The sequence below is a fragment of the Collinsella tanakaei YIT 12063 genome (genome assembly GCF_000225705.1).
GTDB lineage: Bacteria > Actinomycetota > Coriobacteriia > Coriobacteriales > Coriobacteriaceae > Collinsella > Collinsella tanakaei.
Map to the genome: position 1 here is coordinate 214,843 of NZ_JH126469.1, position 21,724 is coordinate 236,566.

The following is a 21,724-nucleotide window of genomic DNA, read 5'->3' on the forward strand; positions in this document are numbered from 1 at the left end:
GGCCGTCCCCCTTGCATGGCGGGACGCTCGCATCCACGAAGGAGGAGTGCTGCATGGGCACAGACAAGAAGATCTCGCGCGCGCTGATCTCGGTGACCGACAAGACGGGTGTCGTCGAGTTCGCTCAGTCGCTGGTAAGCGACTACGGTGTTGAGATCATCTCGACGGGCGGTACCGCGCGCGTGCTGGAAGAGGCCGGCGTTCCGGTGATCCCCATCGAGGAGTTCACGGGCTTCCCCGAGATGATGGACGGGCGCGTCAAGACGTTGCACCCCAAGGTGCATGGCGGCTTGCTGTGCCGTCGCGACTCCGAGCAGCACATGGCGGAGGCCGCTGAGCACGGTATCCAGATGATCGACCTGGTCTGCGTCAACCTCTACGAGTTCGAGAAGACCGTCGCCTCCCCGGACGTCACCTTTGTGGACGCCATCGAGCACATCGATATCGGCGGTCCCTCCATGCTGCGTTCCGCTGCCAAGAACAACGATTCCGTCACCGTGGTCTGCGACCCTGATGACTATGCTCGTATTTTGGACGAAATGTCCGTGCATGCCGGTTGCACCACGCTTGGCACCCGTCGCCATTTGGCTGCCAAGGTCTACACCCGCACCGCTTCTTACGATACGGCTATCTCTACCTGGCTCAATACCTACCTGGCGAACGAGGACGCGGGCGCTGCCGGCACCACCGCCCCCGCGTTTGTGCCTCCGGCGGCCTTTGACTTGCACCTTGAGAAGGCCCAGGACCTGCGCTATGGCGAGAATCCGCATCAGACCGCCGCGGTCTATCGCTTCGCCGATAGCTTTGGCAATTTCGCCTCGTTCGCAAGCCCTCTGGTTGGTGCCGAGCAGATCCAGGGCAAGCCGCTGTCCTACAACAACTTCCTGGATGCCGACGCCGCCTGGAACGCCGTTCGCGAGTTCGAGGAGCCCGCGGTCATCATCCTGAAGCATCAGAATCCCTGCGGCTCCGCAACGGGCGAGGACGTGACCGAGGCGTATGACCGCGCCTTCGCTTGCGATCCTAAGAGCGCCTTTGGCGGCATCATCGCCGTCAACCGCGAGGTGCCCCTGAGCCTGGTGGAGCATTTCGCAGACGTCAACAAGCAGTTTGTCGAGGTTCTCATCGCCCCGTCCTTCAGCCCCGAGGCGCTCGAGCGCCTGTCCAAGCGCACCAACCTACGCGTGCTTGCCACCGGCGGCGCTGACGGGCACGCCCAGCTTGAAGCCCGTACCGTCGATGGCGGCATGCTGGTTCAGTGCGTGGATACGGTGGACGAGGATCCTTCGACTTTCACGTTCCCCACTACCCGCAAGCCCACGGATGCAGAGATGGAAGACCTCATCTTTGCCTGGAAGGTTTGCAAGACCGTCAAGAGCAACGCCATCCTCATCGCTAAGGATCGCGCCGGCATTGGCATGGGTCCCGGCCAGCCCAACCGCGTTGACTCCGCACTGCTGGCCTGCCAGCGCGCCGAGGAGGCCTGTGAGCGCATGGGCGTCGAGGCGGGCGGCTTTGCCTGCGCCAGCGATGCGTTCTTCCCGTTCCGCGACAACGTCGACGTGCTTGCCGCGCATGGCGTGACCGCCATCATCCAGCCCGGCGGATCGGTGCGTGACGACGAGTCCATCCAGGCGTGCGATGACCACGGTATCGCCATGGTCTTTACCGGCACCCGTCACTTCCGTCACTAAAAGCATGCGGGTAGCGGGTATAACCCATGCGGGTTAACCTGACGATCCATAAGGACAATACGGGCTCCCGAGATTTCGGGGGCCCTTTTTGAAAGGAGAGCCGTGAGCGACCAGGCGTTGACGGAGCTGTTCGATAACCCGGATGAGCAGCGCGCGTATGAGGAGTTCTGTGCCAACCAAGAGCGCGGCAACCAGCCGTTCAATCTGGACGCGCCCGCCCTGGTATGCCGTTGGCGCATGTCGAAGAAGCGCGTCCCGCTGCTCAATAGGCACATCCGCGCCCTGTCTCAACGCGTTGTCATGGGCGAACCGCTTACCCATAACATGCTCTCGTGGGCCAAGCAGCATGTGGAATGGTCGCTGACCGAGGGTTCCTACGTGGAGCACAACGGCGTGCTCATGTTGGTGATCGATGTCAACGGCAACGCCGCCATGACGGTGGGGGCCTATGAGCCCCTGGTTGATACTGCGTCAGCCGCTCTTGCCGCTCGCGCAGAGGCAGCCCGCCTGGAAGAGGCGGAGGCGGGCGTCGCGCCAGAGGTGCTCTGCTGCATGCGCGACGGGCGCCTGCTGGTCGCCGTGGGCGAGCATGTGTGCGGCAGCTTGTCGCTGGTGGAGCAGCTGGCCGCCACACGCGGTATCGCGGTTGAGCATGTAGGTTCCGGCGACGCGTTCTTGAAAGACGTCCATTCCTCGTCCACCCCTATATTCTTGGTCTCCGACGAGCATGGAGTGGTCCCCGCGCGCGAGGTGGATGAAGATCAGTCTGATGACGCGAATCTTGTCCGCTTCCTGCGCGATGGCGTGGCAAAGCTGTTCTCCTAAGGGCGCCGCGCCGGCGGGTGCGTGCCTCGGGTTGATGTTGTCGATAACGGCCGCTTTCTTGGGCGGCGGGGAGAGGGGGGCGTTGTGGCGCTTATCTACGTGGTTGAGGACGATGCTTCCATCCGTGGCGAGCTTTTGCAGGTGCTTGAGCGCAACGGGTATGAGACGCGCTGGTGCGAGCGGTTCGATACCGTGGTCGACGAGGTGCTCGCCGCTTCGCCGGACCTGGTGTTGCTCGATCTCACCCTGCCCGGCACGGACGGCCAGTTCATCTGCCGCGAGCTGCGCGCGGTTTCAAGCGTTCCCATCATGGTCCTCACTTCGCGCGTGACGGAGATAGACGAGGTCATGAGCATGAACATGGGCGCGGACGACTTTGTACCCAAGCCCTATAGCGCTCGCGTTCTGGTGGCGCGCATCGAGGCGCTGCTGCGTCGCGTCGCGGGTTCGTCCGAGACGCAGCTGCTGCGCCATAACGGTGTCGAGATCGATCCTGCGCGTTCGCTGGCATACGCCAACGGCCGCCAGGTGGAGCTCACCAAAAATGAGATGCGCATCTTAACGCTGCTGGTCTCCAAGGCGGGCACCATCGTGTCGCGCGAGGCCCTCATGCGCGATCTATGGGATTCAGATGCGTTTGTGGACGATAACACGCTTACCGTCAACATCAACCGTCTGCGCGGCACGCTCGAGAAGATCGGCGTCAAGGGCTATCTCACCACGCATCGCGGCCGCGGCTATTCGGTTTAGGGGGAGCTATGACGTTTGGGTCATATCTGCGTTCCGCTTGGCCCACGGCGGCCATTCTCTGCGTGGCGAGCTTGCTGACGTGCATGGTGCTCGAGGTTTCCGGCACCGGCGCGCCCCTGCTTTCGCTGGTCGCCTGCGTGCTCATAGGTTCTTCGGTGTTGCTGCTGGTCGTCGACTACCTTCGCAAGCGCGCATTTGCCTGCGAGCTCGACAGCCTTGCGGACCAGCAGGGTCATGCCCTGTGGGCAAGCGAGCTCATCGACCGTCCGGATTTCATTGAGGGCCAGCTTGCCTATGACGCCCTTTGCGCCGTTTCCAAAGCGGCGAACGACGAGGTGGCGGGGTATCGCCGCCAGACCAACGATTACCGCGAATATGTTGAAACTTGGGTCCATGAGGCGAAATCGCCCCTCGCCGCGGCGCACCTTATGATCGAGAACATAGAGGACGAGCTTTCCGCGGTGGGCGAGGACCCTATCGATGAAGAAGTGCTCTTCTCGCGTGTCCGGGCGCTGGACGAGGAACTCGACCGCATGGAGGGCTATGTGGAGCAGGCCTTGTTCTACGCGCGTTCCGAGGCGGTCGAGCGCGACTACCTTATCCGCGAGTACAACCTCAAGGAGCTGGTGTCCGCCGCCTTGCGCGCCAACTCGCGCATGCTCATCTCCGCCCGGGTCGCGCCGTTTCGCCGCAATCTCGACTACCAGGTGTTTACCGATGAGAAGTGGATGCTCTTCATCTTTGGGCAGATCATCCAGAACTCGGTTAAGTACGCCCGCGATGAGGGCGCCTCTATCGAGTTCAGCGCATGTTTGCGCGACGAGGGGCTGGCAACGGAGCGCGTCGAGCTTTCTATTCGCGATAACGGCTGCGGGGTCAGCGCTGCGGACTTGCCGAGGGTGTTCGAGAAGGGCTTCACCGGCGCGGCGGGCCGTTCTGGCAAGCGCTCGACCGGTATAGGGCTGTACCTGGTCAAACGTCTGTGCGACAAAATGGGCGTGGGGATTGACGCCGATTCGGTTGCGGGCGAGGGCTTTACGGTGATCTTGTCGTTCTCTACCAATCGCTTCCATTACTTTGAATAGCGCTCGCGTTGAATGGGCGGCGCTCCTCCTTCAATGCTTCTGCTTCGAAATGAAAACTTGTTAAAGAAAGCAAAAGAAGTGAAAGCTTGCAAAACTTGTTAAAGCATACCAAGGAGGCGGACTATCATGGCAGCGTTTAATAACCCGTTTACACCAACGTTTGGAATTGTGCCGCCCTATATGGCTGGGCGTACATACGTTATCGAAGACATCGTCCGTGCTCTTGACCGCGGCCCGGGCGACCCCAATTTGGCCACCATATTCATAGGAGCAAGAGGTACGGGAAAAACGGCGCTTCTTTCGTATCTCGCCGATGAAGCGCTTGAGCATGGCTGGATCTCGGTAAGTGTTGTCGCGGCACCGGGTATGCTGGAGGACATTTACGAGCGTACCAAGGAGGCTGCCGCCGCCTATATCGATACGACGGACAGCCCAAAACTTAAAGGATTGACCGTCGGGCAGCTCTTTGGCCTCGAGTGGGAGTCCGCCCCTCGCGAGCAGCTCAATTGGCGTTCTCGCATGAACGCTTTGTTTAAAGGGCTCGATCAATATGGCATAGGGCTTTTGATTACCGTGGACGAGGTGTCCGCGTCTCTTGATGAGATGATTTCCTTTGCCGCGACATACCAGCTTTTTGTTCGCGAGGGCAAGCGCGTCGGATTGCTCATGGCGGGGCTTCCCCATCAGGTTTCCGCACTTTTAAGAAACCAAACGGTTTCCTTTCTTCGCCGTTCGGTCCAGCACCGCCTAAGCGGTGTCGCCGATCAGGAGGTAGCGCAAGCGCTTGTCCAAACCATTGCAAGCGAAGGGAAGACGGCGACTGGAGAAGCGATCGACCTCATGGTCGACGCCATCGGCGGCTTCCCCTTTATGATGCAGCTTGTGGGGTATAGATCGTGGGATGTATCCTTTGGTTCATGCGAAATTACCGTCAAAGACGTGCAACGAGGCGTGGCGTTGGCGCAAGGCGACCTTGATCAGCGCGTGCTAGAGCCAACGTTTTATGAACTATCGGACGGCGACCTTGCGTTCCTTAGGGCGATGCTTGAGGACCAAGATGTGAGCTTGGTAGCAGATATAGCGCAGCGCATGGGGGTTGCCAGCAATTACGCTTCCCAGTACCGTGCAAGGCTGGTGGAACAGGGAATCATAGGCACGCGCGGGCGCGGAAAGATTGCGTTCGATATGCTGCACTTCAAAGAGTTCCTGCTTTCCAAGTTTGCAGAAGCGTAGCGTCGGGCGCAAGATCGAGACAAGAGGGGCGCCCCGCTCTCCCGTGAAAACAATCCGCAGCCCCAACGGGGCGAGGACGTTTGCACGGGAGAGCGGGGCGCCCGCTCATAGCCGTTCTTATCCAAGTGCTACTTCACAACAAGGATGTCGCAATCGGTGTTGCGCAGCAGGAACGTGGAGATGGAGCCCAGCAGCGCGTACTTGATGGAAGATAGACCGCGTGCGCCGCAGAGTACCAGGTCGGGCTGGATGACGTCGAGCATCTCGTCCTTCAGGGTCTCGCGAATGCGGCCAGCGCGGATAACGATCTCGACCTCGGGGATGTCCGGATTGGCCTTCGCCTCTCCCACCTGCGCGGCGATGGAGTTCCTAAAGGCGGTCTCAAGGCCGTTGACCAGGTCGACGGGGTACGCGCCAGCGCTCTCGAGCGCGGTGGAGTCGATAACGTGACCGATAATCAATTTGGCATTGTTGTTCGCAGCTACCTTGATGGCGCGCGCGAGGACAAAATCCTGCTGTTCGGTGCCGTCGAGCGAAACGAAAATCTTGGAATAGCCTTCGTTCATGAGGACCTCCTATCCGGGGACGGGCTCGTGCCACCCGTCATGCCGTCCGCTTTACTTCGCTAAACATATACCCTAAGTGAGAGCAATCCGACCTTATTATTCTGTGAATGAAAGCGCTTTTTTCTTGCGGTGTCCGTTGCAGCGCGATAATAGTGCGACGACGTCGTAAGGGAGGTCTTTCTTGGACATCATCGAACTTCTCAAGGCCGCGTTCCTGGGCCTGGTTGAGGGCATCACCGAATGGCTGCCCATTTCTTCCACCGGTCACATGATCTTGGTGGACGAGTTTATCAAGCTCAACGTGACCGAAGAATTCTGGAACATGTTTTTGGTGGTCATCCAGCTTGGTGCGATTCTTGCCGTCTGCCTGCTGTTCTTCCATGAGCTCAACCCATTCTCGTCCAAAAAGGGAAAAGACGGAAGGCGCGCCACTTGGAGTCTGTGGGGCAAGATCGTGTTGGGCTGCATCCCCGCCGCGGTTATCGGAATCCCGCTGGATGACTTTATGGAGGAGCACCTCTACAGCTCCGTGGTGGTTGCCGCCGCGTTGATTGTCTACGGTATCGCCTTCATTGTGATCGAGAGCTGGCGCGCTCGGCGCCGCAGCGAGCTTTCCGCCGCCGGTGCGCTTCCCGGATCGCGTCCCGCCGGCGCCCACTTCGCTGCGTCTCCCGTCGCGTCTTCCGCTGCCGGTGGTGCTGCCGGCTCGGCATATGACGGCGATTCCGACTTTGGTGCCATCGCGTCGTTGGACGAGCTTTCCTGGAAGATAGCCCTGGGCATTGGCTGCTTCCAGGTGCTGTCGCTCATTCCCGGCACCTCGCGCTCTGGTTCCACCATCATCGGCGGCCTGCTTTTGGGCTGCACCCGTTCGGTGGCATCTAAGTTCACGTTCTTCCTGGCGATCCCCGTCATGTTCGGCGCCAGCGCCCTCAAACTGGTGAAGTTCTTTATCAAGGGCGGCACGTTCGGCGCGCCCGAGCTCGCGATTCTGGGCGTTGGCTGCGCGGTCGCCTTTGTGGTCTCGCTGCTTGCCATCAAGTGGCTCATGGGCTTTGTCCGACGTCATGATTTCAAGGCGTTCGGCGTCTACCGCATCGTCCTGGGCGTGCTGGTTCTGGCGTATTTCTTCGCCATCGCTCCCGCCCTGGGTCTTGCCGCCTAATCTCTGGCCCTGTCCGCCGAGAGCGTAGATACTCGGCAGCGGCTATTCTCGATCCTGTACTTTGCACGCAAAAGGCGCGGCGCCGGCCCACGCGGCAGGTGCCGCGCCTTTTTGCATGCGTCCTGCCGCGCGCGATAAGGGGCGGAGGGTTTTAAGGGCGGAACGGTAAGAAGAATAATCTCGTCCATATGCTCACAAATGAGACGGTTGGAGGGCAATTCATGCGCTGGATTGCAAAATGTTGCCAACTCGAAGGAGCGTGAAACGGGAAAAACCTGCAGGTACCTGAATAGTGTGGTATGGTTGTGAAGTTTTTGTTCATCAAGGAAGGGTAGAGAATGAACAACTTCTTCAAGATCGGCGAGCGTGGCTCGACCGTCGGCACCGAGGTGCGCGCCGGCATCACCACGTTCCTGGCGATGGCCTACATCATCGCGGTCAACCCGGCGCTTCTGTCTGCCGCCGGCATTCCGGTGGGCGCCGCCGTCACCTCCACCTGCTTCGCTGCCGGCATCATGACCATCCTCATGGGCCTGTTCGCGAACCGTCCGCTTGCCTGCGCATCCGGCATGGGCATCAACGCGGTCGTCGCGTTCTCGCTCACCGCTGCTGCCGGCGGTGACTGGATGGTCGCCATGGCGGTCATCTTCCTCGAGGGTCTTATCATCCTGGCGTTGGTTCTGTGCGGTTTGCGCGAGGCCATTATGGAGGCCGTGCCCGTCTCCCTGCGCCACGCCATCGCGGTCGGCCTGGGCATCTTCATCGCGCTGCTTGGCCTTATCAATGGCGGCATCGTGGTCAATGACGATTCCACCCTCATCACCTTCGGATCCGTGTACAACCCCGTGTTCCTGGTGGGCATCATCTCCGTTGTGGTGACTTTTGCCCTGTACGTCTTCAAGATCAAGGGCTACATCCTGTGGGGCATCATCATCGCCGCCGTCGCCGGCGTACCCCTGGGCGTGACCCCTATGCCTACCGGCATTGTCCAGCTGCCCGATTTCACGACCTTCATGGCTCCGTTCCAGACCGCTGCCGACGGCTCCGGCATGGCCATCGTCAAGGTCTTCGTCAACCCCACGCTGCTGGTCTTTGTCTTCTCCATCATGCTGTCCGACTTCTTCGACACCATGGGCACCGCCGTTGCCGTTGGTAAGCAGGGCGACTTCCTGGATGAGGACGGCAACGTCGAGGACATCCGCAAGATCCTGATCGTCGACTCCCTTGCCGCTTCTGTGGGCGGCCTGTTTGGCGCTTCCTCCTGCACCACCTTTGTCGAGTCCGCCTCTGGCGCTGCCGACGGCGGCCGTACCGGTCTCACCTCTGTTGTCACCGGCGTCATCTTCCTGCTCGCCGCGTTCTTCTCCCCGTTGGTCTCCATGATCGCCGCTCCCGCAACTTGCGGCGCCCTGGTTATGGTCGGCTTCCTCATGATGAACGTTGTGAGCGACATCGACTTCAGCAACCCGCTGGACGGCATCCCCGCCTTCATGACCATCATCGGCATTCCGCTGACCTACTCCATCGCTACCGGTATTGGCCTGGGCTTCATCACCTACACCCTTATGGCTGTCTGCACCGGCAACGCCTCCAAGGTCAAGCCGCTTACCTGGCTGGTTGACATCGCGTTCCTGATTTCCTTCTTGATCGCGTAAAGGCCGTCTTCTTACGGTCTTGATTTAGGACGATTTCCTCGTCCCTATGACTCCGGAGCTCCACAAGCGTCCATTGCCGCGCATCGCGAGGATGGTCCTTTGGGGTTCCGGAGTCTTTTTTGTTGGTACACTTTGACGTAACCCGCTAGGAGGATGCATATGAATATCCAGATCTTCGGCACCAAGAAGAGCTTCGATACCAAGAAGGCCCAACGCTACTTTAAAGAGCGCCGTATCAAGTTCCAGTTTATCGACCTTAAAGAGAAGGGGATGAGCAAGGGCGAGCTTGAGAGCGTCATGCGTTGCGTGGGCGGTATCGATGGCGTGCTGGACCGTGATGCAAAGGACCAGGATACGGTCGCGCTTATCACCTATCTGGCTGAGAGCCAGAAGTTTGAGAAGCTGCTTGAGAATCAACAGGTGCTGCGTGAACCCATCGTCCGTAACGGCCGCCAGGCGACCGTGGGCTACCAGCCGGATGTATGGAAGGGCTGGGAGTAGGCATTCTTGGCGTACTGCCGTGGATCCATTTTGGCTATTTTCATTTTGGTTATCTGTAATACATGTATTGAAGCGTGCCACTTTTAACGCTTGGAATGGCACATTTCAATACGCAGATCAATCTGTGTATTACCGTTTACCGTTTTTTCTGGAAAAAGTGGTAATCGGTAATACCGATTTCATAATTGGTATTAAAGCGAGCCATAATAGCGCTTCAAAGTGGCACATGGTAATACACGGCACATCCGCCCGCCGACGATGGCGGACGGCTGCGCCATCGCTCGTGGGTGGGTGTCATTGGCGGCGCCCACCCACGAGTGCGTTAGGGGAGCTGCTCCAAGAAGCTGACACCCTCGCCGTTTCCGGCGACGTTGAAGTTGTCCAAGATGGTGGCGCCCAGGTCAGAGCAGGTGGAGCGTAGGCCAAGATCAGCGCCCGGGGCGGCCATCGAGGGCGACCATGCCAGAAGCGGGACAAGCTCGCGCGTGTGGTCGGTGCCCTTGTAGGTTGGGTCGTTGCCATGATCGGCGGTCACCAGAACCAGGTCGTCCCCGTGCATCGCCTCCATCACGCGGCCAAGGCGGCGGTCGAAGTCCTCAAGGGCCAGGCCGTCGCCCAAAGGATCGCGGCGATGGCCGTAGACGGAGTCGAAGTCGACCAGGTTGGTGAAGCATAGGCCGCACCAATCCTGGGACATGACCTCGTCCACATGATCCATGCCATCGGAGTTGCTCTGGTTGTGGTAGGAGCGGTCGAAGCCGTGGCCGCAGAGAAGGTCGTAGGTTTTGCCCACGGCGATGGTGTCGAAGCCCGCCTGCTGCAGGAAGTCCACGGCGGTGGGGCCGGTGGGGACCAGACCGTAGTCATGGCGGTTGGCGGTGCGAACAAAGGTGTCGGCGGAGTCGCCCACGTACGGGCGGGCGATGACGCGGCCCATGGTGATCTCCGGGCCATCGATGAGCTTGCGCACGTATTCGCAGATGCAGTAGAGCTCGTCTAGGGGGATGACGTCTTCATGCGCGGCGATCTGCAGCACGGAGTCGCCCGAGGTGTAGATGATGAGGTCGCCGGTGGCAAGCTGCTGCTCGCCGTAGTCGCGCAGGACCTCGGTGCCGGAATAGGGCTTGTTGCACAGGATGCCGCGACCGCTGAACTCGCGGATCTTATCTAGCAGGCTATCGGGGAAGCCCTGGGGGAAGTAATCCACATGGAAGCGCGCCGGCAGGCACATCATCTCCCAGTGACCGTCCAGGGAATCGTTGCCAAAGCTGGTGACCTGCATGCGCCCGTAGGCGCCGGCGGGGTTGGCGACCGTATTGATGCCGGTGAAGGGCTTGCCGGGTCGCACCAGGCCAAGGCCCAGGCGTTCCATGTTTGGTAGCGCCAGCGGGCGGCCCTGTTCGCGGATAAACCAGTTCGCCATGTGGCCAAGGGTGTCCGCACCCGCGCTGTTGTACTTGTCGGCATCGGGCGCGCCGCCGACGCCGATGGAGTCGATAACGATGGCGAGGACGCGCTTGTAGCGCTTGTAGGGTGCGCGGCCCGCGTCGCGATTGGTGCTATCCATGGGCTACTCGTCCAATTCTGCCAGGATGGATGCAGCGGCAGATACGCCCAGGCGGGAGGCGCCCGCCTCGATCATGGCGTAGGCGTCCGCAAGCGTGCGGATTCCGCCGGCTGCCTTGACGCCGAAGTCCGGGCCCACGCACTCGCGCATAAGGGTGACGTCGGCGACGGTGGCGCCGCCGGTGGAGAAGCCGGTAGAGGTTTTGACAAAGTCGGCGCCGGCCTCCGCGCACAGCAGGCAGGCGAGGCGCTTCTCGTCATCGGTGAGCAGGCAGCATTCGATGATGACCTTGAGTAGCTTGCCGCCGGCATGCGTGGCCTCGGCGACGGCGCGGATGTCCTCGCGGACCAGCTCGGCATGGCCGGCCTTGAGCTCGCCGATGTTGATGACCATGTCGATCTCGTCGGCGCCGTTGGCGATGGCGTCGGTGGTTTCAAAAACCTTGGACGCGGTGGAGCTGGCGCCCAGCGGGAAGCCGACCACGGTGCAGGTCGCGACGCCGGAGCCGTCGAGCAGGCGGGCGACGTAGGGCACCCAGAAGGGGTTGACGCAGACGCTGGCGCAGCCAAACTGCTTGGCCTCGGCGACCACGCGGTCGATGCCGTCTAGGGTGGCGTCCGCCTTGAGCAGGGTGTGGTCCATGTACTTGGCAAGCTGGGATTGGGTGAGGTTCATGGTTGTTCCTTTCTGGTCGAGGGCAAAGGTTGAATGGGACGACGGTGCGGGTCGTGCGGCCAAGGGGTCACTCGGCATCGCGCCGACTTGGATAGGTCGCGCCGCTCTCGTCCACCGAGGCAAAGAGTAGCGGTTCTGCTGGCGGCTCGTCTGTACCAAAGGTGAGTGCCGCGTTAAAGGTGGCAAGGGCCTGGACGAGGAGATCTTCGCGTGACGTGTGTAGGATCGCCACCGGTTGGCCGCACCTGACGGGGTCGCCGTAGTTTGCGAGCAGCTCGATGCCGGCCGAGTAATCGATCGCGTCGCCCTTGGCAAGGCGCCCCGCGCCCAGTTGCGCGCTGGCGATGCCCACTTGTTCGGTATCGATGCGGCAAATGTATCCGTCGCACGGAGCTAGGACGCGGTGCTGGATGGGCGCGGCCTCGAACAGCGCGGTGTCGCGCAGGTATGCCGGGTCGCCGCCCTGGGCCCGGACGATCTCGCAGAGCTTGTCGAAGGCCCCGCCGTTTTCGATAAGCTCGCGGGCGCGATCCCTCGCCGCGGCGGCGCCCATGCGACCGGTCATCTCCATCAGCTCGCCGGCGAGCATGAGGCACTCGTGTTCAAGGTCGGCGGGGCCGCGTCCCTGCAGCATGCGGGCGACCTCGATCACCTCGAGCGAGTTGCCTATGGCGCGGCCCAGCGGCCGGTCCATATTGGTGACGAGCGCGCGGACGCGCCGTCCGGCTCCCCGGCCTATGGTGACCATGGTTTGGGCGAGCTCGACGGCTTGCGGCACGGTCTTCATAAAGGCGCCGGATCCCACCTTGACGTCGAGTAGGATGCAGTCGGAGCCGGATGCGAGCTTCTTGCTCATGATGCTCGATGCGATGAGAGGAATGGAGCCAACCGTGGCGGTGACGTCGCGCAGCGCGTAGATGAGCTTGTCTGCTGGCACCAGGTTTCCGGTCTGGCTGATGATGGCGCCGCCGTGCTCGCGCACGATGCGTAGGAAATCGTCGCGTTCAACTTGGGTGGAAAGGCCGGGGATGCTCTCGAGTTTGTCGAGCGTGCCGCCTGTGTGGCCCAGCCCTCGTCCGCTCATCTTGGCGACGAAGACATGGCCGGGGTCCATGGCGGCCAGAAGCGGCACCACGGCGAGCGAGGTCTTGTCGCCCACGCCGCCGGTGGAATGCTTGTCCACGGTGACGCCGCCTAGGCTGGAAAGGTCCACCACGTCGCCGGAGTGGAGCATGCGCATGGTGAGCGATAGGGTCTCGTCCTGGTCCATACCGCGCAGGTAGATAGCCATCAGCAAGGCGGACGCCTGGTAGTCAGGGATGTCGCCGGCGACGTAGCCGTTGACAAAGAAGGCGATCTCCTTGTCCGTGAGGGCGCCCCCGTCGCGCTTCTTCTCTATGATGTCGTACATTCTCATGGGCGGTTACTTCCCTAAGTTGGCAGGGCCAAAGCCAAAGGGCAGCATCTGCTGGAGCGTGCGCTCCTCAAAGGTGTCGCCTCCTGTGCCCATGAGGATGCGAAACGTCGCGGGGTCGCAGAACTCCATCATGACCTGGCGGCAGACGCCGCACGGCGCGCAGAGCTCGCTTACGGGCTGACCTGCGGGGCCGCCCACGATGGCGATGGAGGTGAAGTCGCGCTGCCCGTCAAAGACCGCGCGGAAGATGGCGGTGCGCTCGGCGCAGTTGCCGGGCGAGTACGCGGCGTTCTCGATGTTGCAGCCGCCGTAGACGGTGCCGTCCGCGCAGAGCAAGGCGGCACCCACCGCAAAGTTTGAGTAGGGGCAGTATGCCTTTTCGCGCGCCCGGATGGCCGCTTGGACGAGTTCGATATCCGTCATGGAAGCGCTCCTTTCTGTGTTGAAGCCTGTTCGCGCAGACGTCGAGCCGGGCGGGGCGGCTTGGTGCCCGGTGGGACGCGGCGGCTGCGCGAGCGTGCTCGCAGCGAGACGGGGTGGAAGGTAGCCTAAAAGGACGGGCCCCCGCTCCTGTTTGCGGGAGCCCGTGCGTGTTTGGACGATGCGGGGCGGGCGTGTATGCCTAGCCGCGCGAGCCCTTCTCATACGGCACGCCGTCTGCCTTGGGCGCGACGGCCTTGCCCACAAAGAGGACCAGGACAACCAAGGTGAGCGCGTAGGGGAGGATGGCCAGGATCTGGCTGGGTACCGCGATGGCGCCGCCGCCCAGGATGACCACCAGCGCCTGCGCCATGCCGAACAGCAGGCATGCGCCGTACGCTCCGTGAGGGGTCCATTTGCCAAAGATCACCGCGGCGAGGGCGATGAAGCCCTGGCCCGCGACGGCGGTCTGAGTGAACTGCGAGATGATGGCCAGCGTGATGGACGCGCCGCCAAAGCCCGCCAAGATGCCGGAGAGCACCACGCAGATGAAGCGGATGCGGCTGACGTTGATACCCAGGGTGTCGGCCGCCGCCGGGTGCTCGCCCACGGCGCGCACGCGCAGGCCCCACTTGGTCTTATAGAGCACAAACCAAACGATCAGCGTGGCGGCAAGGCCCAGGACCACCGTGATATCCACGTTGAGGTTTGCCCACGGGGTGCCTTGGAAGGCGCCGGAGCCAAAGAGCTTGGGCAGGGTGGTGATGGTGGGCGATTGGGTACCGCCGTCCCACATGAGGCGGGCGAGAAACAGCGCGATACCGGGGCCAAGCAGGTTGAGGGCGATGCCGGAGACGTTTTGATCGGCTTTGAAGGTGACGGCGGCCAGCGCGTGCAGCACGGCGAACAGACCGCCCGCGGCGCCCGCGGCGATAAAGCCTACCCAGGGGTTGCCGGTAAAGTAGCTGCCGGCGACGGCGGCCAGCGCGCCGATAGTCATCATGCCCTCGATGCCGATGTTGACAACGCCGGAGCGCTCGGAGATGACGCCGCCCAGCGCGCCGAAGACCAGCGGCGTGGAGTACATGAGCGTGATGCCCAGCAGAAGCAGGATGTTGTTAAGCATGGTTTGCCCCTCGCTTTCCGAGCTTGTCGGCCAGAAGCGTGACCACGCGGGCCAGCGCGACGAAGAAGACGATGGTGCCGATCATGATGTTGATGATGTCGGTGGGGGCGCCCACGGCGAGCTGCACGCTTTGGCCGCCGTAGATGAGGCCGCCGAACAGCAGGCCGGCGAAGATGCAGCCGATGGGGCTGGAGCCGGCGATGAGGGCGACGGAGAAGCCGTTGAAGCCGTTGTTCTCAAACGCGGCGAGCATGGTGAGGCAGTGAGGCTCGATACCCGTGATGGTGAGGGCGCCGGCCAAACCGGAGATGGCGCCGGCGATGGTCATGGCGAGCAGGGTGTTGCGGTTGACGTTGATGCCCGAGAACTCGGCGGCGTCGCGGTTGAAGCCCACGGCGCGCAGCTCGAAGCCCAGCTTGGAGCGGAACAGCAGGAACCATACGAGCACGGCGACCACGATGGCGACGATAAAGGCGATGTTGACGTCGGTTTTGACCAACACGTCGAAGAGCCACGGCGTGCCGCTGAGCGTCTCGAGTCCCTGATCCGACATCTTCCAGTTATGCAGGATGGTGGTGAAGCTGGACTCGTTCACCGGAAAGCTGGAGGTGGTGTTGGGCTGGTGGTAGGCCGCGGTGGAGACCACGAAGTTATTGAGGTAGAGCATGGTCCAGTTGAGCATGATGGCCGTGATGACCTCATGGATGCCGAAGCGCGACTTGAGGAAGCCCGTTATGGCGCCGATCAGCGCGCCGCCCGCGACGCCCGCCAAGACGACCACGGGAATCTGAATGGGGGCGGGCAGGTTGAGCTTGGCGCCTACCAGCACCGCGCACATGGTGCCGGCGATGTACTGGCCCTCTGCACCGATGTTGAACAGGCCGGTCTTGAACGCGAAGGCGACCGAGATGCCCGTGAGGATGATGGGCGCGGCCTTGATGATGGTGTTGGAGATGTACTTGGGTTTAGAGAAGATGCCCTGGAATAGCGCGGTAAAGGCGGCGACGGGGTCGTAGCCCGCGACGGCAAGCGCGCCCGCTGCGACCAGAAATCCCAGGATGATGGCGATAAAGGTCGCGGTGATGGGCTTCTTCAAGATCTTCTGGATGGTTTCCATTACTCGTGACCTCCCGCCATGAGCAGGCCGATGCGGTTCTCGTCCACGTCACCTTGCTTGAAGGTGTCGACGATCGCACCGGCGTAGATGACAGCGATGGTGTCCGCGACGCTCATGACCTCGTCCAGCTCAAGCGAGATGAGCAGGATCGCGGTGCCGCGGTCGCGCTCGGCCACCAGCGTCTTATGAACGTATTCGATGGCGCCCACGTCCAGGCCGCGGGTGGGCTGGACGGCGATGAGAACGTCGGGGTTGTTGGAGATCTCGCGGCCGATGATGACCTTTTGCTGGTTGCCGCCGGAGAGGCCCGCGGCGGTGTGATCCGCGCAATCGGCGGGGCGAACGTCGTAGTCGTGGATGAGCTGCTCGGTGAACTCGTGCATCTTGGCGCGGTCGAGAACCCCGTGCTCGCCGAACTCGGGCGTGCGGTACTTCTCCAGCACGGCGTTCTCCGCGACGGTGAAGGGGAGTACCAGGCCGCGGCGCTGGCGGTCTTCATGGATGGTCGAGACCTTGTGGTCTATGACGTTGCGCGGCGTGGTGTTTTGGATCTCCTCGCCGTTGACGGTGATGGTGCCGCTTTGGGCACGGGTGAGGCAGGTTATAGCCTCGACCAGCTCCTTTTGGCCGTTGCCGTCGATGCCCGCGATGCCTACGATCTCGCCTGCGCACACGGAGAGGTTGAGGTGGCGCACGGCCTCGATACCGCGCTCGTCCTTAACCACCAGGTCGTCGATGCGGAAGACCTCCTTGCCGGGATTGGCGGGCGCCTTCTCTACAACCAAGTTGACGTGGTGGCCCACCATTTTCTCCGCAAGCTCCTCCTCGTCCACCCCTGCGACGTCGACCGCGCCGACGTACTTGCCGCGGCGGATGATGGTGCAGGTGTCGGAGGAGGCTTTGATCTCCTTGAGCTTGTGCGTGATGATGATGATCGTCTTGCCCTTGGCGGCGAGGCCGCGCATGATCTGGACCAGGCGGTCGATCTCTTGCGGGGTGAGGACGGCGGTGGGCTCGTCTAGGATGAGGATGTCGGCTCCACGGTAGAGCGCCTTGAGGATCTCGACGCGCTGCTGCATGCCCACGGAGATGTCCTCGATCTTGGCGTCCGGGTCTACCTCGAGGCCGTACTCGGCGATGATGTCGCGAACGCGCTGGCCGGCCGCCTTCATGTCGAGCAAGCCCGCCCCGCGGCAGGGCTCCTGTCCCAGGATGATGTTCTGGGTGACGGTGAAGTTGTCGACCAGCATGAAGTGCTGGTGCACCATGCCGATGCCGTGGGCGATGGCATCATTGGGGTTGCTGATCGAGACTTTTTCGCCACCGAGGAAGATCTCTCCCTCTTCTGCCTGGTATAGGCCGTAGAGCACGTTCATGAGCGTGCTCTTGCCGGCGCCGTTCTCGCCCAGGATGGCGTGGATGCTGCCGCGTTCTACGTCCAGGTCCACGTGGTCCAAGGCGCAAAACGAGCCGAACATCTTGACTATGCCGTGCATCTGCACCGCATAGCTGGGGTTAACCTCCATAACGGCTCTCCTCCCTTTTCTATCGGTCAAACCGCGGCCGGGTCGCGCGTGGTTCAGGGCGGGCGTGCCCTTGGGCCGGCGCGGCGCGATCGCGGGGTGAACGATGGCGGATGCTTGGGGGATGATTGGATGAATTGCGGGTGGGGGAGAAAAAGAAAAGCGGGCGGCACGCCGAAGCGCGCTGCCCGCATATATGCTCGATGGTTTAGAGGGTAGCGACGAATGCGTTGAAGTCGTCCTCATTGGCGGGCGGCGTGATCTTGCCGTCCTTGATCTCACCCTCCAGATCGATGGCCTGGTTGTAGACCTCGTCGGCCATGAGCGAATGCTCCTCGGGGATGCCCACGGCGTCGTCGGTCATGCCGAACTCGACGGTCTGGCCGCCGATCTCCTCGCCGTTGATGGCCTTCTTGGAAAGCTCGAGAACGGCGACGTCGACCTTCTTCATAGCGGAGGTCAGAACGTTCTCGGGCGCGAGGCTGGACTGGTCCTTGTCGACGCCGATGACCAGCTTGCCGGCTTCCTTAGCGGCCTCGATGACGCCGTTGCCAGCGCCGCCGGCGGCGTGGAAGACGATGTCGCAGCCGTCGGAGTACATCTTGGTAGCGGTGGCCTTGCCCTTGGCGGCGTCGCCGAAGCTCTCGAGGTACTGGACGTCGACGGTGACGTTCTTGCCCTGGGTCTTGTTGGCGTACTCGACGCCGGCCTTATAGCCCCACTCGAACTGGTCGATAACGACGGACTGCATACCGCCGACGAAGCCGACCTTGCCGGTCTGGGTGGTCATAGCGGCGATGTAGCCGACCAGGAAGGAAGGCTCCTGGGCGCGGAAGACGACGCCGGTGACGTTGTCGGGGGTGTTCTCGTAGGCGTTGTCGATGATAGCGAAGTTGACGTCGGGGTTCTGCTTGGCCGCGGTCTCGATAGCGTTGGCCATGGCGAAGCCGATGCCCCAGACCAGGTTGTTCTCGCCGTCGACGGCCTTGTCCAGGTTGGGGCCGTAGTCGGACTCCTGCTTGGACTCGGTGTAGGAGACCTTGGTGCCGGTCTCGTCCTCGAGTTCCTGCAGGCCCTTCCAGGCAAGCTCGTTGAAGGACTGGTCGTTGACGCCGCCCATGTCGGTGACCATGGTCACCTTGTAGGAGCTCTCGGCGCCCTTGTCGGTGCCGGCGGAGCCGGAGTCGGCAGCACCGCCGCCACCGCAGCCGGCGAGAGCCAGCGCGAGGACGCCTGCGGCCGCCATGGAGGCGATGCCCTTGAAACGCTTGTTCATGTTTCTCTTCCCTTTCACTAAGCGTTGCAGGTACACATGCATGTATCTCGAACCGGGGCGGCGAACCCCGGCGCTGATACCAAAGGTGGTTTGCTACTCCTGGATGGCGACGGCGAGAGCGATCTCCATCATCTGGGTAAAGCTGGTCTGGCGCTCTTCTGCAGAGAGGCTCTCGCCCTTGAGCGGCAGGTCGGAGATGGTGAGCAGACACAGGGCCTTCTTGTTGGCGCGCGCGGCGTTCATGTAGAGCGCGGCCGCCTCCATCTCGACTGCGAGCACGCCCATCTTCTGCCAGGAGATGGTTGCCTGGTCGTTGTCGTCGTAGAACGTGTCGCTGGAGAGGACGTTGCCAACTTTAAGCTCCACGCCCTGATCGCGACCGGCTGCGACGGCGCGCTCGAGCAGGTCGAAGCTGGCGATGGGGGCGTAGGTGCCGGGCAGCTGGTACTGGTGGGCGTAGTTGGAATTGGTGCAGGCGCCCATGCCGGCCACTACGTCGCGGACCTTGACCTCGTCCGCGATACCGCCGGCGGAGCCCACGCGGATGATGGACTCGACGCCGTAGAAGTTGAACAGCTCGTAGGAGTAGATGCCGATGGAGGGCATGCCCATGCCGCCGCCCATGACGGAGACGGGGACGCCCTGGTAGGTACCGGTGTAGCCCAGCATGTTGCGAACGGTGTTGAAGCAGCGGACGTCTTCTAGGTAGGTGTCGGCGATGAACTTCGCGCGCAGCGGGTCGCCGGGCATGAGGACGGTCTTGGCGATGTCGCCTTCGATGGCGCCGTTGTGCGGCGTGGGCGTAGTTGCCATATAGATGCTCCTTAATTATCGGTCGTTGCTTAGATAGCGGATTTCAACAGTCTACTGTGCGATACCCGCTTTATGGGAATAAAACTCAAGTGAAATATTCTTTTCGGCAGGTGGTAGGTCGCCGCTTTATCAGGGAAAAGAGTATGCAGCCGATTTGCTCATAGGGACTCGCCTGCGATGCGTCTGCCGCTCGGCGGGACGCGTCTTGCAGATTCAAGTGTTTGTGCGCAGGGGCGTGGGGTGCGCCCGGGTGTCTGCGCGGGTGGCTATACTGGATGGGTTGAAGATTTCGCGTTGCCCGCAGGCGGCGCATGAGATTGCTTTTGGAGTTGCCCATGCCCCAGAGAACCCCGTATCCGTGGGAGAAGAACATGATGGCGGCGAGCAAGGAGACCGCGGCGCCGGGTGGCGCTGCGCCCGTTTCCGGCGCACGACCCGCAGCCAAGCCGGCGCAGCAGGTGACGCTCGACCTGTTCTCGTCCGGCGCGTCCCCTTCCTCGTCCGCGCCCGAACCAGATTTGGTTCCGCTAGACGCCTACGGCGCGTCTGCGGGCGAGTACATCTCTGCCGATGAGGGCGCGCCCGCGCAAGCCTATGTGCCTACGGACTACGTTCCGGCAGAGACTTACGCGCCCGCGGATTACGCGCCCGCGCGCATGGCTGCGCCGGCGTTGCCCAAGGTCGATATCGATTCGTTGAACCCCGCCCAGCGCGAGGCCGTGGTGACCACGGAAGGGCCTCTGCTGGTGCTGGCGGGCGCAGGGTCGGGTAAGACGCGCGTGCTGACCTATCGCATCGCCCATATGATCGCGGATCTGGGCATCCGCCCCTGGCAGATCCTGGCCATCACCTTTACCAACAAAGCCGCCGCGGAGATGCGCGAGCGCTTGGGCGCGCTTTTGCCCAATAGCACCCGCGGCATGTGGGTGTGCACGTTCCACGCCATGTGCGTGCGCATGCTGCGCGAGGACGCCGACCTGCTGGGCTACACCGGCCAGTTCACCATCTACGATGACGACGATTCGCGCCGCATGGTGCGCGAGATCATGCAGGGCCTGGACATAGACCAAAAGAACTTCCCCATCAACATGATCCGCGGCAAGATCTCTGCGGCCAAGAACGCCATGGTGGGCCCGGACGAGATGCTGGAGAAGGCGTCGGACCCCAAGGAGCGCAAGGCCGCGCAGGTCTACGCCGAACTGGAGCGCCGCCTGCGCGCCGCCAACGCCATGGACTTCGACGACCTGCTGGTTCGCACGCTCGAGCTGCTGCGCACCCGCCCGGAGGTGCTGGATAAGTACCAGGAGCGTTTTCGCTACATCTCCGTGGACGAGTACCAGGACACCAACCACGTGCAGTACGAGATCGCCAACCTGCTTGCCGCCAAGTACCAAAACCTTATGGTGGTGGGCGATGACGACCAGTCGATTTACTCTTGGCGCGGTGCCGATATCTCCAACATCCTTGACTTTGAGAAGGACTTCAAGCAGGCCAAGGTGGTCAAGCTCGAGCAGAACTACCGCAGTACCGGCCACATTCTGAACGCGGCCAACGCGGTGGTGCGCCATAACTCGCAACGCAAGGAGAAGCGTCTGTTCACCGCGCTGGGCGAGGGCGAGAAGATCCAGGCGTACCAGGCGGGCGACGAGCGCGACGAGGGCCGCTGGATCGCCGGCGAGATCGACAAGCAGCGATCGGCAGGCGTGAGCTACGACGACATGGCGGTCTTCTACCGCACCAACGCGCAGTCGCGTATCTTGGAAGATATGTTTTTGCGCGCCGGCGTGCCGTACAAGATCGTGGGCGGCACGCGATTCTTCGACCGCGCGGAGATCCGCGACGTGATGGCCTACCTCAAGATGATCGTGAACCCGGCGGACGAGATGAGCGTCAAGCGCGTCATCAACACCCCGCGCCGCGGCATCGGCTCCACTTCCATTGAGAAGATCGAGCAGCTTGCCCGCGAGAACGGATGCTCGTTCTTCCAGGCGTGCGAGCTAGCGTGCGCTGAGACGGGTCGCTTTACGGCCAAGGTGCGCACCGCGCTGGGCAGCTTTGTCAATATCGTCCGCGAGGGGCGCCGCATGGACGGCGAGCTCAAAGACGTGGTCGATGCGATTGTGGACAGGACCGGCCTGGTGCAGGCGTTCCGCGCCGAGGGCACCATGGAGGCCGAGGGCCGCATGGAGAACATCCAGGAATTCATGGGCGTCGCCGCGGAATTTGAGGAGACGCACGACGACATAGAGGGGACGCTGGAGAGCTTGGAAGAGCTGCGCGCCGCCGGCATGGAGGGCGTGCCCGAGGATGCCGCCC

General features: G+C 62.2%; 19 protein-coding genes. 9 read left to right on the forward strand and 10 right to left on the reverse strand.

The features are described 5' to 3' along the window. Positions 1 to 53: 53 nt before the first annotated feature. From purH to HMPREF9452_RS06055, 5 genes are all read left to right on the forward strand, one after another. A complete protein-coding gene (gene purH / locus HMPREF9452_RS06035; protein WP_009141241.1) occupies positions 54 to 1,694 on the forward strand; it encodes a bifunctional phosphoribosylaminoimidazolecarboxamide formyltransferase/IMP cyclohydrolase in 1,641 nt (546 codons plus the stop codon). A 102-nt stretch (positions 1,695 to 1,796) separates the two neighbouring features. Continuing rightward, entirely contained in the window at positions 1,797 to 2,519 is a 723-nt protein-coding gene (locus HMPREF9452_RS06040; RefSeq protein ID WP_009141242.1) for a hypothetical protein, read from the forward strand. An 84-nt stretch (positions 2,520 to 2,603) separates the two neighbouring features. After that, positions 2,604 to 3,269: a response regulator transcription factor gene (locus HMPREF9452_RS06045; protein ID WP_009141243.1), complete on the forward strand. Its 666-nt coding sequence runs from the start codon at positions 2,604 to 2,606 to the stop codon at positions 3,267 to 3,269. 8 nt (positions 3,270 to 3,277) lie between these two features. Then, a complete protein-coding gene (locus HMPREF9452_RS06050; RefSeq protein WP_009141244.1) occupies positions 3,278 to 4,354 on the forward strand; it encodes a sensor histidine kinase in 1,077 nt (358 codons plus the stop codon). 126 nt (positions 4,355 to 4,480) lie between these two features. Further along, positions 4,481 to 5,587 carry an ATP-binding protein gene (locus tag HMPREF9452_RS06055; RefSeq protein ID WP_009141245.1) on the forward strand — a complete coding sequence of 369 codons (1,107 nt, stop codon included), beginning with the start codon at positions 4,481 to 4,483 and terminating at the stop codon, positions 5,585 to 5,587. A 128-nt stretch (positions 5,588 to 5,715) separates the two neighbouring features. On the opposite strand, the gene HMPREF9452_RS06060 is transcribed toward HMPREF9452_RS06055, so the two are convergent. Further along, positions 5,716 to 6,153, reverse strand: a complete 438-nt coding sequence (locus HMPREF9452_RS06060) for a universal stress protein (protein WP_009141246.1) — start codon at positions 6,151 to 6,153, stop codon at positions 5,716 to 5,718. Positions 6,154 to 6,334: 181 nt separating this feature from the next. On the opposite strand from HMPREF9452_RS06060, the gene HMPREF9452_RS06065 reads away from it, so the two are divergent. The 3 genes from HMPREF9452_RS06065 to HMPREF9452_RS06075 all read left to right on the forward strand — a co-directional run bounded on the left by HMPREF9452_RS06065 (position 6,335) and on the right by HMPREF9452_RS06075 (position 9,474). Continuing rightward, the gene (locus HMPREF9452_RS06065; protein WP_009141247.1) at positions 6,335 to 7,318 is read left to right on the forward strand and encodes an undecaprenyl-diphosphate phosphatase; all 984 of its coding nucleotides are present in this window, start codon (positions 6,335 to 6,337) and stop codon (positions 7,316 to 7,318) included. Positions 7,319 to 7,656: 338 nt separating this feature from the next. Beyond that, positions 7,657 to 8,973, forward strand: coding sequence for an NCS2 family permease (locus tag HMPREF9452_RS06070; RefSeq protein ID WP_009141248.1), 1,317 nt, complete (start codon positions 7,657 to 7,659; stop codon positions 8,971 to 8,973). A gap of 159 nt (positions 8,974 to 9,132) precedes the next feature. Beyond that, positions 9,133 to 9,474: an arsenate reductase family protein gene (locus HMPREF9452_RS06075; protein WP_009141249.1), complete on the forward strand. Its 342-nt coding sequence runs from the start codon at positions 9,133 to 9,135 to the stop codon at positions 9,472 to 9,474. Between the two features lie 322 nt (positions 9,475 to 9,796). Here the strand turns inward: HMPREF9452_RS06075 and HMPREF9452_RS06080 are convergent, their stop codons facing one another. The 9 genes from HMPREF9452_RS06080 to deoD form a co-directional block, all read right to left on the reverse strand. After that, on the reverse strand, positions 9,797 to 11,041 hold the full coding sequence (locus tag HMPREF9452_RS06080) for a phosphopentomutase (protein ID WP_009141250.1): 1,245 nt from the start codon (positions 11,039 to 11,041) through the stop codon (positions 9,797 to 9,799). A 3-nt stretch (positions 11,042 to 11,044) separates the two neighbouring features. Further along, positions 11,045 to 11,716 carry a deoxyribose-phosphate aldolase gene (gene deoC / locus HMPREF9452_RS06085; RefSeq protein ID WP_009141251.1) on the reverse strand — a complete coding sequence of 224 codons (672 nt, stop codon included), beginning with the start codon at positions 11,714 to 11,716 and terminating at the stop codon, positions 11,045 to 11,047. A 67-nt stretch (positions 11,717 to 11,783) separates the two neighbouring features. Beyond that, complete coding sequence (locus tag HMPREF9452_RS06090) at positions 11,784 to 13,133, reverse strand: thymidine phosphorylase (protein ID WP_009141252.1); 1,350 nt, start codon at positions 13,131 to 13,133, stop codon at positions 11,784 to 11,786. Between the two features lie 6 nt (positions 13,134 to 13,139). Beyond that, a complete protein-coding gene (locus HMPREF9452_RS06095) occupies positions 13,140 to 13,556 on the reverse strand; it encodes a cytidine deaminase (RefSeq protein WP_009141253.1) in 417 nt (138 codons plus the stop codon). 199 nt (positions 13,557 to 13,755) lie between these two features. Beyond that, entirely contained in the window at positions 13,756 to 14,679 is a 924-nt protein-coding gene (locus HMPREF9452_RS06100; RefSeq protein WP_009141254.1) for an ABC transporter permease, read from the reverse strand. After that, entirely contained in the window at positions 14,672 to 15,796 is a 1,125-nt protein-coding gene (locus HMPREF9452_RS06105; protein ID WP_009141255.1) for an ABC transporter permease, read from the reverse strand. Before HMPREF9452_RS06105 ends, HMPREF9452_RS06100 begins: the two co-directional genes overlap by 8 nt. Next, complete coding sequence (locus HMPREF9452_RS06110; RefSeq protein ID WP_009141256.1) at positions 15,796 to 17,322, reverse strand: ABC transporter ATP-binding protein; 1,527 nt, start codon at positions 17,320 to 17,322, stop codon at positions 15,796 to 15,798. The genes HMPREF9452_RS06105 and HMPREF9452_RS06110 overlap by 1 nt, the downstream gene beginning before the upstream one ends. A 205-nt stretch (positions 17,323 to 17,527) precedes the next feature. Next, positions 17,528 to 18,595 carry a BMP family ABC transporter substrate-binding protein gene (locus HMPREF9452_RS06115; protein ID WP_009141257.1) on the reverse strand — a complete coding sequence of 356 codons (1,068 nt, stop codon included), beginning with the start codon at positions 18,593 to 18,595 and terminating at the stop codon, positions 17,528 to 17,530. A gap of 93 nt (positions 18,596 to 18,688) precedes the next feature. Further along, complete coding sequence (deoD, locus tag HMPREF9452_RS06120; protein WP_009141258.1) at positions 18,689 to 19,408, reverse strand: purine-nucleoside phosphorylase; 720 nt, start codon at positions 19,406 to 19,408, stop codon at positions 18,689 to 18,691. Between the two features lie 656 nt (positions 19,409 to 20,064). Between deoD and HMPREF9452_RS06125 the strand changes: the two genes are divergently transcribed. Then, a partial coding sequence (locus tag HMPREF9452_RS06125) for an ATP-dependent helicase (RefSeq protein WP_147568247.1) occupies positions 20,065 to 21,724 on the forward strand: 1,660 nt, incomplete at its 3' end.

What these genes read in the sequence shown, in the direction of transcription:
- purH (WP_009141241.1), top strand. Translation starts at nt 54, where the DNA reads ATGGGCACAGACAAGAAGATCTCGCGCGCGCTGATCTCGGTGACCGAC.
- HMPREF9452_RS06050 (WP_009141244.1), top strand. Translation starts at nt 3,278, where the DNA reads ATGACGTTTGGGTCATATCTGCGTTCCGCTTGGCCCACGGCGGCCATT.
- HMPREF9452_RS06055 (WP_009141245.1), top strand. Translation starts at nt 4,481, where the DNA reads ATGGCAGCGTTTAATAACCCGTTTACACCAACGTTTGGAATTGTGCCG.
- HMPREF9452_RS06060 (WP_009141246.1), bottom strand. Translation starts at nt 6,153, where the DNA reads ATGAACGAAGGCTATTCCAAGATTTTCGTTTCGCTCGACGGCACCGAA.
- HMPREF9452_RS06070 (WP_009141248.1), top strand. Translation starts at nt 7,657, where the DNA reads ATGAACAACTTCTTCAAGATCGGCGAGCGTGGCTCGACCGTCGGCACC.
- HMPREF9452_RS06075 (WP_009141249.1), top strand. Translation starts at nt 9,133, where the DNA reads ATGAATATCCAGATCTTCGGCACCAAGAAGAGCTTCGATACCAAGAAG.
- HMPREF9452_RS06080 (WP_009141250.1), bottom strand. Translation starts at nt 11,041, where the DNA reads ATGGATAGCACCAATCGCGACGCGGGCCGCGCACCCTACAAGCGCTAC.
- deoC (WP_009141251.1), bottom strand. Translation starts at nt 11,716, where the DNA reads ATGAACCTCACCCAATCCCAGCTTGCCAAGTACATGGACCACACCCTG.
- HMPREF9452_RS06090 (WP_009141252.1), bottom strand. Translation starts at nt 13,133, where the DNA reads ATGAGAATGTACGACATCATAGAGAAGAAGCGCGACGGGGGCGCCCTC.
- HMPREF9452_RS06095 (WP_009141253.1), bottom strand. Translation starts at nt 13,556, where the DNA reads ATGACGGATATCGAACTCGTCCAAGCGGCCATCCGGGCGCGCGAAAAG.
- HMPREF9452_RS06100 (WP_009141254.1), bottom strand. Translation starts at nt 14,679, where the DNA reads ATGCTTAACAACATCCTGCTTCTGCTGGGCATCACGCTCATGTACTCC.
- HMPREF9452_RS06105 (WP_009141255.1), bottom strand. Translation starts at nt 15,796, where the DNA reads ATGGAAACCATCCAGAAGATCTTGAAGAAGCCCATCACCGCGACCTTT.
- HMPREF9452_RS06110 (WP_009141256.1), bottom strand. Translation starts at nt 17,322, where the DNA reads ATGGAGGTTAACCCCAGCTATGCGGTGCAGATGCACGGCATAGTCAAG.
- HMPREF9452_RS06115 (WP_009141257.1), bottom strand. Translation starts at nt 18,595, where the DNA reads ATGAACAAGCGTTTCAAGGGCATCGCCTCCATGGCGGCCGCAGGCGTC.
- deoD (WP_009141258.1), bottom strand. Translation starts at nt 19,408, where the DNA reads ATGGCAACTACGCCCACGCCGCACAACGGCGCCATCGAAGGCGACATC.